The sequence below is a fragment of the Pricia antarctica genome, from assembly GCF_900101815.1.
GTDB lineage: Bacteria > Bacteroidota > Bacteroidia > Flavobacteriales > Flavobacteriaceae > Pricia > Pricia antarctica.
Window position 1 is genome coordinate 78212 of the sequence record NZ_FNAO01000010.1, and the last position, 12999, is coordinate 91210.

General features: G+C 42.7%; 8 protein-coding genes. 1 reads left to right on the forward strand and 7 read right to left on the reverse strand.

Annotated features, from left to right (window positions below):
* Positions 1 to 924 carry a 1-phosphofructokinase family hexose kinase gene (locus tag BLT07_RS18315; RefSeq protein ID WP_091873241.1) on the forward strand — a complete coding sequence of 308 codons (924 nt, stop codon included), beginning with the start codon at positions 1 to 3 and terminating at the stop codon, positions 922 to 924.
* 40 nt (positions 925 to 964) lie between these two features.
* Here BLT07_RS18315 and BLT07_RS18320 read toward each other — a convergent pair whose 3' ends face one another.
* The 7 genes from BLT07_RS18320 to BLT07_RS18350 form a co-directional block, all read right to left on the reverse strand.
* A complete protein-coding gene (locus BLT07_RS18320) occupies positions 965 to 3025 on the reverse strand; it encodes a glycoside hydrolase family 36 protein (protein ID WP_091873245.1) in 2061 nt (686 codons plus the stop codon).
* Between the two features lie 53 nt (positions 3026 to 3078).
* Positions 3079 to 3900, reverse strand: a complete 822-nt coding sequence (locus tag BLT07_RS18325) for a class II fructose-bisphosphate aldolase (RefSeq protein WP_245726598.1) — start codon at positions 3898 to 3900, stop codon at positions 3079 to 3081.
* Positions 3897 to 4847 carry a carbohydrate kinase family protein gene (locus tag BLT07_RS18330; RefSeq protein ID WP_091873249.1) on the reverse strand — a complete coding sequence of 317 codons (951 nt, stop codon included), beginning with the start codon at positions 4845 to 4847 and terminating at the stop codon, positions 3897 to 3899. The genes BLT07_RS18325 and BLT07_RS18330 overlap by 4 nt, the downstream gene beginning before the upstream one ends.
* Positions 4848 to 5168: 321 nt before the next feature.
* Positions 5169 to 6047 carry a PKD domain-containing protein gene (locus tag BLT07_RS18335; protein WP_091873252.1) on the reverse strand — a complete coding sequence of 293 codons (879 nt, stop codon included), beginning with the start codon at positions 6045 to 6047 and terminating at the stop codon, positions 5169 to 5171.
* Between the two features lie 109 nt (positions 6048 to 6156).
* Positions 6157 to 7632: a RagB/SusD family nutrient uptake outer membrane protein gene (locus tag BLT07_RS18340; protein WP_091873255.1), complete on the reverse strand. Its 1476-nt coding sequence runs from the start codon at positions 7630 to 7632 to the stop codon at positions 6157 to 6159.
* A gap of 18 nt (positions 7633 to 7650) precedes the next feature.
* Positions 7651 to 10809, reverse strand: a complete 3159-nt coding sequence (locus tag BLT07_RS18345) for a SusC/RagA family TonB-linked outer membrane protein (protein ID WP_091873259.1) — start codon at positions 10807 to 10809, stop codon at positions 7651 to 7653.
* Between the two features lie 410 nt (positions 10810 to 11219).
* Positions 11220 to 12950, reverse strand: coding sequence for a DUF4832 domain-containing protein (locus BLT07_RS18350; protein ID WP_091873263.1), 1731 nt, complete (start codon positions 12948 to 12950; stop codon positions 11220 to 11222).
* Between the last annotated feature and the right edge of the window lie 49 nt (positions 12951 to 12999).

Here is a 12999-nt window from a genome sequence, read left to right on the forward strand (position 1 = left end):
ATGATACTTTGCGTTTGTCCTAACCCTTCAATAGATACCTACGCATGGTTGCCGCAACTGACGATTGGTGGAGTGAACCGCATCGAAAAACTAAAGGAGTTCCCCGGTGGCAAGGGTACCCATGTAGCCTTCGCACTTAAGCAGTTAGGTGTTGGCACATCGCTATTTGGAAATTGGGCAGGAAATAATGGGGAATGGATTAAAAATGCTTCAAAGAAAGCGGGTATTCGTCCCGTCGGAATTTCATTAATGGGAAACAATAGAAAATGTTACACTTTTCGATCTGGTGATAAAACCATTGAAAACACCGAACTTCTCGAGCCTGGACCAGAAATGACTGAAAGCAACTGGCAGCAATTCCTGAGAAAATTCAATTCCGAGGTAAAAAAACATGAATTTATCTGCATGTCGGGCTCATGGCCTACTGGAGCGCCCGAAGACGCCTATCTTCAGCTATTGTTAATTTGTACGAAACATAAGAAAAGAGCCTTATTGGATTGTTCGGGCGTTCAGCTGAAAAATGCCTTAAAAACTAAATTTTTCGGATTGCACATTAATGAGCACGAAGCCCTAGAGGCTTTTGGGATCAATGACAGTGCCAAAGTATTTTCCCTCTTAAAAGATAAGGTCTCACTCCTTGCCTTGACCAATGGTAAAGAAGGACTGTATCTTCGTTCAAGCACAAGTTCATTTCACGCCAATGTCGTCATCGATAAGGTGGTCAGTACGGTGGGAAGTGGGGATTGCTTGACGGCGGGAATCGCCTATGGCGTTTCCAATGGACTTACTTTGGAAGATACCGCCAAATACGGGGTAGCTTGTGGGGCGGCCAATTGCCTGAACGATGATCTTGGAATGTTAAAGGCTTCCGATGTAGAAAATCTTTTTCCTAAAGTTAAGATTACTACTGGAAAAAAGGATTAATGTTCTAACCCAATACTCCAAATTCCTGCATTCATCCGATTTACTTTTTCTTGCCCTTTGGAGAAACTTCAATCAATAAAAACTGCTTGAAAGCAACATCAAGTTTTGGGTCTTTCCCGGATACAGTTCCCATATCGACCTCATTAAAATAATCGGTTACGGTATACTTTCCGCTAGCTTCCAATCCCTTCAATGATATTGTCCCTTTAAAATCATCCGCATAAAACGCGTAATACAGATTACCTTCCTTTTCAATGACGTGGGTTTCCGGTTTGTCGTACCCAATGTCATATAGTGAACCCAAATATTTTTCTTTGGACAGCATTTTCTGATCGTACAACGAAAACCATTTTTTCCAGACCTTTTCCTTTTCCGGGGTCAGCAAAAAGGAATCGGAAGCATCAGGATTGTCATTGGGCCAAGTGAATTTGGTGCCCAGCACGGCCCCGATTCCGAAAGAGCTTGCAAAATCGTTGCCATTATCGCTGAGTTCCACATGGTCTCCATAATAGGCAGTCTGTGGAATAAGCGCCTTGTAGGTCTTTCCCTTGTGCCGTATCTGCCAGCTTGATAAGGGATCCGACGACACCGCCTGGTTCATGGAGGCCATGTTAAAGTAAGACATACAGGTACCACAGGGGCAATTTTCGATAACCGCATGGGGCTTGATTTTTCTCGATTGGTCATAGATCATCTGGAAAAAATCGGGCAGTTTTTCTACGGATTCCTCAGGATAATCTAATTCCAAATCCTGGTTGTAATCGGGAAGTACTCCGTTCATATGCTGCCCGTCCATTTTGAAGGCATCAAAGCCGTACTCGTTCATAAACAGGTCAATGATCCCCTCAGTGTATTGGATGGTTTTAGGATTTGCGGGGGACAGGTAATATGCATCCCACCAAGTGATGAATTCTGGCGAACCATCTTTTTGAAAAATTCGCATATCGGGATTTTCGACCAAGGCCTTACTCCCCGGATCTGCGGCCAAGGGCGTCCACCAGACCTTTGCCTTTAATCCATGCTCGTGAATTTTATCTACCATTTCCGTGATTTCGATATTGCCACGGGGAAATTTCTTGGGATCGGCGTTCCAATCGCCCTCCGCTATCTGGAAACCGTCATCAAGTACTGCCCATTTGATGCCGAGTTCCTTAACTTTAGGCAGAGTGCCGATGACCTCATCGGCCGTAAATTTACGTTCATAGCCCCAAGCACACCAAATGGACTCGAAAGCGGCATCTTCGCGCTCGGGCATTGTAATGCCTTTGGCCTGCATAAGATTTGAATATTCCGACAGCGCATTGTAATAATCCCCTTGATGCACCATCACAAAAGTTTCTTCGGTTTCTAACGTCCCATTAGCTTCCAATACGGTTCGGTCCTCCAATTTCTTCGAAACGCCAATTTCGCCATAAGTCCCCATAGAATCTACCTCTGTAGGCAAGGAAACGAGCTTGGGCACCATGGCCAAATGGCCGACGGCTATGCCAACATCCTTTCGCCATAGATCTGTTACGGGAATACCGCCACCATAATCCGTCATATTCTGGCCCAAATAATTTTGCTGGAAATAGGGGCTCTGCAAAGGTTTTATCCAATCTTCGCGCGCATCCGTTGAACTTCCCTGAAACGCCCAAAAGGCAGGGGCATCGCCTTGGGAAAGGATTTTGTAGGCGTTATTTACCCATTTTTCGACAAATATCGCTCTCTCCAATTTGTTTACATAGGATACTTGGGTAGACAGCAAATCGGGGAACCCGTCATATTCTTTTACTGTAAGTCGTTTTTCAATGTGGATGCCATTTTTTTGGTACACCCCGGTGAATACCCATTGCTTTCCTTTTAAGTCGCCCTGGATACTACCCTCAGATACATCCATTACCTTAAAATCGGATATTTCGGCTAAAGGCATCACCAACTTCTCGGATGCTACAAAGCCATCCATTAACGGCTTTGCATCTTTAAAAGTGGATGAAAGGCGGACTTTCATCATCCCATCTACTTCCATCTTCAGATTTCCGTTCACGATGCCCGTAGTCTGGGCAATCCCTGTGAAGGCCAATAACATCAGTACGAATAAAAACCATCTATTTTGAACCATCCCCTAATTTTTTTTGCATTTTCATGATAGATTTTTCAAATGAATCCGTGAGCTTATTTAAAATTAATGGTATTTAGTTTTTCCATGACCAGCTCCGTGGTCTTTTCGGTCGCTTTCGGAAAAACCTCACGTAAATCTATATTGTCCGTTTTTTGTAGTACCGCTTGCAGGTTGGTCATAAAGCAGTTCTTTATTTCGGTCGCCAAATTAATTTTAGTGATCCCATTTTTGATGGAGGCCTGAATCTGATCTGCCGGAATACCCGAACTACCATGCAATACCAAAGCTGCGGTGACTGCTTCGTTCAATTCCTTGATAAGCTCTAATTGTAATTTGGGGGTTTCATTATAAAAGCCATGGGCCGAGCCTACCGCTACTGCCAAAGCATTTATACCTGTCGCTTCTACAAAGCGTTTAGCCTCGTCGGGCTGGGTATAGATCATTTTCTGGTCCTGTCCCAATTTTGAGATATAGCCCAATTCCGCTTCGACGTTGATAGCATAGCTTTCGGCGTACCGGACGATTTCCTTGGTTATCTTTATATTCTCCTTCAATGGCTTTTCACTCGCATCTATCATTACGGAATCATAGCCCGCATCGATGCAGGCTTTAACAACATCAACATCTTGCCCGTGGTCTAGATGCAACCAAGCGGTGACCCCGTATTGCTTGATAGCACTGGTCGCCATGCCCTTGGCCACTTCAAGGCCCAGGTACTTTATGGAACTCTCGGAGGTCTGTAAGATAAGGGCGCTCTTTGTTCTTTGTGCGGCGGTCAACACGGCCGAAAGGGTTTCAAAATTATAGAAATTGGTGGCCAATAGCGCTTTGCCGTTCTTTTTATTGTTCGCGAGCTGTTCCTGTAATTTGATCATTTTTCGATGTCGTATGAAAATTGGTTTTTGGCGATTGCGCCGATATATTCCCTGTTCTTAAAGGCCGCGGTTCCACCGGATGCGGTCGTATTAATAGCACCCGTAACGTTACCGAACTCCAAACATTCCGTCAAAGGTTTTCCTTGGATATATCTGTGGATAAATCCCGCATCGAAACTATCTCCGGCGCCGATACAGTCGACTACCGTATCGTTGCGATAGGCAGTTTTTGAAACCATTGCTCCGTCGCTCCACAAGTGGGCTCCGTTTTCACCGTCTTTGATAACGACATGATTTGCGATGGGAGACATCTTTTTCAGACCCGAAGCTATATTGTCACTATCCGTCAAAAATTGAAATTCCAAAACATTAGGTAAGAATACATCTATGACCGGAAGGAGTTGGCTTAAATCCAAGTCCCAAGTTTCTTGAGGGTCCCACTGCGGATCCATTGAGGTGGTAAGTCCAAGATTTTTGGCTCTTTTAAAGAGCCGAACGATATCTTTCTTTAAAGCCGTTTGCAAAAAGACGGAACTAAGATGCAGGTGTTTCGCGCTTTTGAGGATGGCATCGGTAACCTCTTCCTCCTTTAGATGCTCCATAGCTCCGGGAAAGGTAATATTCGCGCGGTCCATATCATAATTCATGACCACGGTCGCTCCAGTCTTATAGGTATCGGATTTTAGGATGAATCCCGTGTCCACATTTTTTTGACGGAGCGAACTTTCTACGGTCACCGCGAAATCATCAGTACCTATTTTCCCCATAAATGCTACAGTACTGCCTAAAGCACACAGATTACTGGCAAAAATAGCGGAACTACTGCCTAGGGTTAGATTAAAATTATGGGCCAATATCTCTTTGCCAATTTTGGGAAAACCTTGAATATCATCCAAAATGATATCCACATTTAGCTCTCCTACTACCAAAACATCAAAAGTTTTCATATAATTAATCCTAAGGCATCCAAAGATAGGAAAAATATAAAACTTACAAAACCTTTCTTTTTAAAGTTTAGATTCTTTCTTTACCTTGAAGAAACTGTTTTACTTTGACTCTGATATATTATTAGCCATTAAAAATTTCGGGAACGCTACAATGGAATCGGTTAACTTTGGTCTAAAACTTTGTATACAAAAGGTTTTCTTGGATTTATTTAGGCTTCGCCAAAAAAATATTCGTACCCCTTTCTTTTGATTTAAAGAAGTAAATCACTTGCTGAATAAGAGATAGCGTTTCCAACTAGTGGTAGCACCCGCAGGAGCCGACTATAAATCAATACGTACATAAGAACCATCTCCGGGGATAGTAGAGACCGTAGAATATCCTTCGGTGAGCTCTACAAAGCCCACACCCAAATAATCTCCTGTGAGCCCCAGAGCTGATTTGTCTAAAGTGAACTCAACTGCTTTCATGCCCTCCCCCGGGGCATCGCCTATAGCGGATACATTTAAAGTTGATGCGTCGGCCACGCTGTTATTAAATGACCATCCGGACTCCCCTGCGTCCTGGGCAAAAAATTCTCCCCAACTATCATTCACAAGAGGACCCTCGAAAAGAAGTTCTGCACCTGAAAAATCAGGAAAATCACCATCATCTAAAAACCCGCTAGTTTCATCCGCGTCCGTGTTCATATATATTTGGCAAATTTCTAAAAGCATATCGGCATTACCTTCTAAATAAAAGCTTATTTTCTCGCCTACCGTCCAAACTTTCATCAATTGAATTGCACTGTCCCCTGTGGTGTTTTCCGCAATAACTTCAACATCTTCCCAATCATCAAAGTCGCCATCTATTTCAATATCAATAATTACTATTTCGGGGGCGGTTATTGTTTTTGTAACAAAGCCCTCATTCCCATTCTCGTCAGTAATGGTTAAGGAAACCAGTAACTGTCCGCCGATGGGGTAGGTATGCTCCGGATTTTCTTCTTCGGATATAAACCCTAAATCGCCAAAATCCCATCTATATGTATTGCCACTCTCCGACTGGTTGGTAAACTTAAAAGTGCTTCCGTCATTCGTAAACGTAAAATCGGCTTCGAGTGGGTTGCCACCGGTAACAGGGTCCGCTTCTTCATCATTGGAACATCCAATCAGAAGAAAAATCACCATCAAAAAATTTAGTATTAGCTTTATTTTTTTCATATTTCAAATTTTTAAATAGGGAACTATTTAAAAGAGGCCTATACGTTGTAACGTTTTTTGAACACCTAAACAGGTATCAATAACCGCTCGTAGGTGACTCGGTTTATAATTAATTAGTATAACCGGGATTTTGCAAAAATTTTCCTTTACCCTCATTTATCCTTTCAAATGAGAAGGGGAAAACCTCTTTATTTTTGTTGCTTTGGCTTAAAGGTCCTACCAAATCCTTGTTATATTCCGTAAATTTTCCATGGCGTATCAAGTCTGAACGATATTGTCCGTTTTCGCACCAATATTCATGTGACCTTTCTAACAGGATTAAAGTATTGAAACTTTCCAAGTCCGAATAGTCTCCCAAGGCAACAGGGGCTATTTTCGCTCTGGTCCGTATTTGGTTCACCAGGTCTATTGCTTCTTGGTTTGGGGCACCATCCGAATTTGCGATGGCTTCAGCCTTAGATAATAAGACATCTGCATATCTATATAGAATAATGTCGACCGTGGTGAATTCTCCTTCGCGATCAGCGTCGGCATTAATTTTTAAGGCGAGGGGACCCAATTGAATAAAATCACCAGGATTGGCTCTGTTATAAGTGATGCCGTCTGTTCCGGTATACTCCGCTATCAGATTTGTTTTCCGCACATCATCGGGTTCAAATGAATCGTAGAAAGCCCAAGAACTTTGTACGGTACCCCATCCCGCACCATCAGGATAATTACTAGGTAGCACCATGAGCTGCCACTGATTTTCACTTGTTCCGGCATAGTCGGAAGGAATTGAAAAGATGACCTCTTTGCTATCCGTAGCCCCATTCAGATCCCAAAGGCCTACATAATCCTCCTCCAATTGGTAATGTCCCATGGCCATAATGGCATTGGCCTGTGTTTCTACATCGGCCCACCTCTTTTCGTGCAGGTACAACCTTATGAGAATCATTCTTGCCATTCCTTGGCTAAACCTACCATAGGGTGTTTTATCCGGTCCTTTTAAGTCTCTTGAGGCATCCAATAAATTTTGTTCGATAAAATTTACCATTTCATCATAAGGAAGCCGGGCCAAGGGTTCTTCTTGCAAAGGGTTGAGCAGAACTTCTAGAGGGGCTACCACTATCGGACCATACATGTCGAATAGCTCGTACGCAAGAAAACCTCTTGCACATTTAATTTCTGCAATAGCCAATTTTTTTACGGATTCTATGGCTTCAGATTTTTCAATTCTATCGATGCTGAGGGTCATACTGCTTATCTTATTATAGAACATATCATAGGGCCGTGTCGCCCCTTCCTCGTCGGGTGTCCAACTGTGATAGGTTCCAGCTTCCTGAATGCCATATTCTCCCATAAGAATTTCTGTAGATGAATCCAAGGTAAAAGCGAGCCCGTTTTCCGATGTTGTATGGATGCCATCCCACCAAGATCCTCTTAAAGGATAGTAAGCGGCCGCCACGAGAGCTTCCACATCACTTTCGGAAGTAGGGAAGATACTCGGATTGATTTCGTCATAGCTAACGGGCTCAAGATCGGGATTGCAGCCAGAGGATAGCATCAACAGCATCGCTATCAGGCCAAACTTTACATTTTTCATAATTTCCTTTTTTTTTAATTAAAATTTGAGGTCAATACCTACGGTATACGTGCTTACGTTAGGGTAAGCCGCAACTAGATTGTCTGTTTCTGGATCAACACCGTCATACGGGGTGATCGTAAAAAGGTTATTGGCATCCAATCTTAAGGCACCACCTCTCAATACCCCCCCAAACCATTTTTTAGGCAATTTATAAGAAAGGGAGGCATATTGAAGACGGATAAACCAAGCATCCTGTAACCAGAAATCTCCTGCACCGTCTTCGCCTCCGCCAGCGGAGGAGGGTCTGGTCGTAGAGGGATTCGTAGGGGTCCATCTGCCATATACACTTCGTAGTACATTGGTTCCGCTTGTTGCCACATCACCAATACCGACCCCATAGGTTAAATCGGTCTGGTTCTCGATTCTGCGCCCGAACATTCCGTTAAAATGAAAATTCAGCTCCAAATTTTTATAAGTGATAATATTACTAAAACCTGCCAGAAAATCGGGATCTGACGATCCAAGTAGTACAATATCCGCTTGATCTATAATACCATCCGGCGCGCCCGCCTTTACAAACCTGCTATTTTCATCCGTTATTGGATTTCCCTCAGCATCCTTGGCAAAACCATCTACATCCTTGATTTTGATACCTCCTGGAATAAGCAGTGGTTGCGCCGGGACGGTTTCCCCAATCTGCATAATTCCATCGGATAAGTAGCTAAATTGTGGACGAATAGGATCTTCTACACTTTCGAAAATAGAAGGTTTCCAATCAGGTGCCCTTTCCTTCCACCTGTCTTCGTATTTTGAATAGGTAAGGATGCTTCTCCATTTAAAGTTTTCCGTATCTATATTATAGGTATTTAGGGTAACCTCTACCCCTTTGCTCTGTGTTGCCCCAATATTGGCCCAAACTACATTTATTTCATTATAGGAATTGATGGGCTTTAAGCTCAAAAGATCCGTAACGTCTTTATTGTAGACCTCTACAGATCCTGACACTCTTCCCCTATACAATTCAAAATCCAGTCCAAAATTTCGTTCGGTCGTAGTTTCCCATTTTAAATCGGGATTAGCCAAACGATTTGCAAAAACACCTATCAAAAGCGATTCATCAGGATTTAAATAGGCTGGTTGGGCATAATAGGCAGCAAAAGCATTGCCGCCAATATCTGCATTTCCGGTAGAACCATATCCGAACCTAAATTTCAATTGGGAGACCTTATCCTTCACATTCTCCATAAAAGGTTCTTCTGCAATATCCCAACCGATTGCAAAAGAGGGAAATAAAGCATATTTATTATTTTCCGCAAACACACTGGCCCCATCTCGACGAACGGTCGAGGTCAATATGTATCTATCTTTATAAACATAATTTAATCTACTAAAATAAGATACAAATTTATTTTGTGATTTAAACGATCCCACCACCTTGGTGCCAGCACCCGAGTTAATATTATTCCACAAAAAAGCATCAGTAAGAAAGCCATTGTTTCCTAAATTGGAGCCCTGTGATTCGAAGTTTTGGGTAGAATACCCTGCCAATAGTGTAAGATTGTGATTTTCATTTAAAGTAGCAGTGTAATTGAGGGTTATATCGAGGAGTTTATCATTTTTGCGTTCATCTGCTATCGATGCCTGCCCATTCTTTACGGCCCCTTCCAAAACAGTTTTCGGAATATAGGTATTTCTACTTGTATTACCTTGGTCTATACCCGCCTGAACTCTTGCCGTTAAGCCTTTAATAGGTTTTAGCTCTACATAAAAATTGGTAAGCGTTCGATCGATGACCCCCTCATCGGCAATGTTCAAAAGAGAAAAAGGGTTTGGTTGCTTACCTGCCTTTGGATTTATGGGATAGTTTCCAAATTCATCGATTGCCTCCACATATGGGGATTGCTGAATTGACGCTCTAATAATCCCGGATTTTTCAAACCCTTCATCCCCTATGGAGGTGTTTTGGTTGTTAATCCTGCTCTTGGTCAGATTAAGCCCAAAACTGATATACTTATTAATTTTTTGATCCAGATTAAAACGCAAGGAAGACCTATCCATTTCGGAATTCCGAAGCACCCCCTTATGAGTAAATAGGTTTCCGGACAAAAAATATTTTGTGGATTCGTTACCGCCCCTAACCGATAGATTATGCTGCTGAATGAATCCATCGCGAGTGGTTAGACTTAACCAATCTGTACCGGGGAATCTCGGGTTCCTAATTTCATTATCGGAAAACACCCTCCTAAACGGAACCCCATTGACAGGGTCCGCTATGGCCTCATCAAGGCTTCTTTTCCCATAGGGAACAATTCGATTGGACGAGCTCCAGTTTTCCCAGGCAGATTCATTGCTTACCTCCATCCATTCTTTGAGTTTTAAGACATCAAATGCGTCGTTATAGTCTTGTAAGGATAGAGAAGATGAATAATCAATTTGAATTTTTCCTGCCACCCCTTTCTTTGTGGTAATTAAAATTACCCCATTGGCCGCCCTTGCACCATATATTGAAGTGGAACTGGCATCCTTCAATACTTGTATGTCATCGATATCGTTAGGGTTGAAGGAATTTAAAATATTTTGGGTACCTCCCTCGTATTGATTGCCGCTTTCGGGCTGTTGAAAATCAGTAATGGGAAAACCGTCAACTACGATCAAAGGTTGATTGCTCGCATTTATCGAGGCAGCTCCTCGAATCAGAAAATTCAACCCCCCTCCCGGCTGGGCGCTGTTCTGGGTAACTTGTAGCCCAGCCACTTTCCCTTGAAGTACCTGACCTATAGAGGCGGTAGACGAGAGAACAAGCTCTTCGGTTTTCACGGAGGAAATAGCGCCTACTACATCCCTTTTCCTTTGGGTTCCATAACCTACTACCACGACTTCATCCAAAGCACTATTGCTCTCTTCCATACTAACGTCAATAGTTGACCGGTTTCCGACGGGGGCTTCTTGGGATTCGAAACCCAAATAGGAAAAAACTAAAACCGCATTCTGATTTCCAACATCAATAGTATAGTTGCCGTCAAAATCAGTGGATACGCCATTTGTTGTTCCTTTTTCCACAACGTTGACCCCAGGTAACAGTTCCCCATTAGTTGTTACTTGTCCTGACACGGTTCGTTGTTGTGCATACCCAAAGGATACAAAGGCTAAAAATAAAAATAGGATAAAAGGCGCAATAATGGTTCTCGACGTCATATGGATTGAGTTAGGTTGAACAAAATCGTTAAAACGAAGTTAACAAATATTTATAAACTTTCAAAACCTTATCATAATATTTCAAATACTTTTCTTAAATATTTCGTTCTCTTCTGTTGGTGGATGATGTATGAATGTTGTTTCGTACCTATTTAAGTACGAAAAGTAGTATTAAGAATTAATTTTGAACTCAAGTGAAAAGAGGTAGTATTTTATATAATGGAATAGCATTTAGCTATACTTTTTACCTTCGCGACTACCGTTTGTTTTTCTGGTGGGAATAGTCTTTCAAGCTTACCTATTGACTACTACTTTTCTAAGGACAAAAGAGGGAATCAAATTAGTGAAAGGCTGCTTGAAAATGTGCGCAGATTAAAGCGGAATAGGTTCAATCTATACAAGTTATTTCTCTAGGGGGTAACTGTGGTTGAACCAATTAAGTTTGCACTAAGGGAAGCATTCCAAATATCGTGATTGGCAAACCGTATACAACGCTTAGTAGCGCTAAACTCCTTAGGGTCATTGATCTTCAAGTAAAGGTCATAGTCACCACGAGGTACCTTGCCAAATGCGCCCATTTCTACTGAGAAGTTTAAATCACGCCATGCAGCGGTATTGTCTGCCCTGCTGTCTAAATCAGGCCGCCAATCCCTTGGATCAAGGTTCGTAAGTGCCCTGTAAGTGTTAGAACTATCTTTAGCTTTCAGGATTATCGACACGTTTTTCTTGTTGACTACATTGCCAAAACCAACATTTTGGATTTTTCCTTCGAACCTCAGGGTGCCATTCTGATCCACAAATTTACTTGCATTAGCCTCACGCAACACTAATCGGTAGCCTAGTCTGTCACGCATATATTCCATTCCGTTTTTTCCGTTGTATAGCGGGTCGAAGATCGCCGTTCGAGTCACTCCATCGTGTGGGGGCGTAAACGGGGCGGTGACATTTTCTTCATTATAAACAAAATCGTCCCAAAGTTTATAAGTACGTTGGCTATAACTGGTGTTCAAATGAGTTGTTTGGGCATACGCTGCTTCATAAAGAACGTTCGGAAATCTGGGGTAGATATTATCGTCAGAACCGGGCCCAACTGTTTCCCCGCCATAGAAGTTATTTTGATTTCTTATCCAAGTTAAAGCAGCGTTACGATCATAGTCACTTTGATCACCATTTCCAATTAATGCAGAACCTTCCGAAAGAGAACCATTGTCGGTAATACTTGCGGAATAACTATCGTTGAACATGCCGAAACGTTGCGCCGGTGTTCCGCGAGCCGGGGCAGGCATCAAATTGGTAAAGCTATAATCGGTATCATACTCAACGTTATGCCATGCCATGACTCCGCCCGCATGTACTAAAATTGAACGCGAGGCGGGAACATAGTCGAGCAAGGCTTCCAAAAGCCAGTGGTAACCCTCCGCAGTTCGGGCATATGATGACGAGTGCATTTCGCCCCACGGGCCGAAGATACCCGCTTTAACAGTCATTATGCAATCTTCGAATTCGCCAAATACACTATGAAGCTGCCAAAGATGGTATTGTATCCAATTTTTATCCTCATGGCCAGGTATTCCACATAAATCAGATTCATTGATAACCCCGGAATCATACCAACCACGACCTTTTTTCGCCCCCGGTTCGCAATCATGAATGACCTGGTCAAACTTTTCATTGGCAATCCAGGTGTGGCCGCGTCCGTCATAATTAAATTTCACAATGGCAACAGCTTCGCTATTTCGTACTCTTTGAAGCGCATCCCTTATATAATCAAGCGCAGCGGGTGTTAAAGCTTGGGTTGTTCCATAATCTGGCGGCACATCCCCATCAGCACTCCAAGGTCCTATGGGTTTGCCGTTGAGGGGGGCATTCGACGAAAAGTTTTTCAGGTCAAATTCCATATAAACGATGCGAGCATCAACAGAAACCGTAGTACCACTTATAATGGTTCTTAATTCAGGAAAACTTGGAGTTTCACCGTCTACCGGAATCACATATGATTCGGGTCTGTAAAAGCCCCTGTCCGGATTCGGAACGTCTCCCACAAACTCAGTAAAGTTAAGATGCTGTGGCACCAGATTGTCCTGGGCGTTACCAACGCCGACAATCAAACAAAAAACAAGAAATTTAATTTTGGTCTTCATAGGATTTAATAGTTGATGAAAATAGCTAGGCTTTTGTTCGAAAAATACC

What these genes read in the sequence shown, in the direction of transcription:
- BLT07_RS18315 (WP_091873241.1), top strand. Translation starts at nt 1, where the DNA reads ATGATACTTTGCGTTTGTCCTAACCCTTCAATAGATACCTACGCATGG.
- BLT07_RS18320 (WP_091873245.1), bottom strand. Translation starts at nt 3,025, where the DNA reads ATGGTTCAAAATAGATGGTTTTTATTCGTACTGATGTTATTGGCCTTC.
- BLT07_RS18325 (WP_245726598.1), bottom strand. Translation starts at nt 3,900, where the DNA reads ATGATCAAATTACAGGAACAGCTCGCGAACAATAAAAAGAACGGCAAA.
- BLT07_RS18330 (WP_091873249.1), bottom strand. Translation starts at nt 4,847, where the DNA reads ATGAAAACTTTTGATGTTTTGGTAGTAGGAGAGCTAAATGTGGATATC.
- BLT07_RS18335 (WP_091873252.1), bottom strand. Translation starts at nt 6,047, where the DNA reads ATGAAAAAAATAAAGCTAATACTAAATTTTTTGATGGTGATTTTTCTT.
- BLT07_RS18340 (WP_091873255.1), bottom strand. Translation starts at nt 7,632, where the DNA reads ATGAAAAATGTAAAGTTTGGCCTGATAGCGATGCTGTTGATGCTATCC.
- BLT07_RS18345 (WP_091873259.1), bottom strand. Translation starts at nt 10,809, where the DNA reads ATGACGTCGAGAACCATTATTGCGCCTTTTATCCTATTTTTATTTTTA.
- BLT07_RS18350 (WP_091873263.1), bottom strand. Translation starts at nt 12,950, where the DNA reads ATGAAGACCAAAATTAAATTTCTTGTTTTTTGTTTGATTGTCGGCGTT.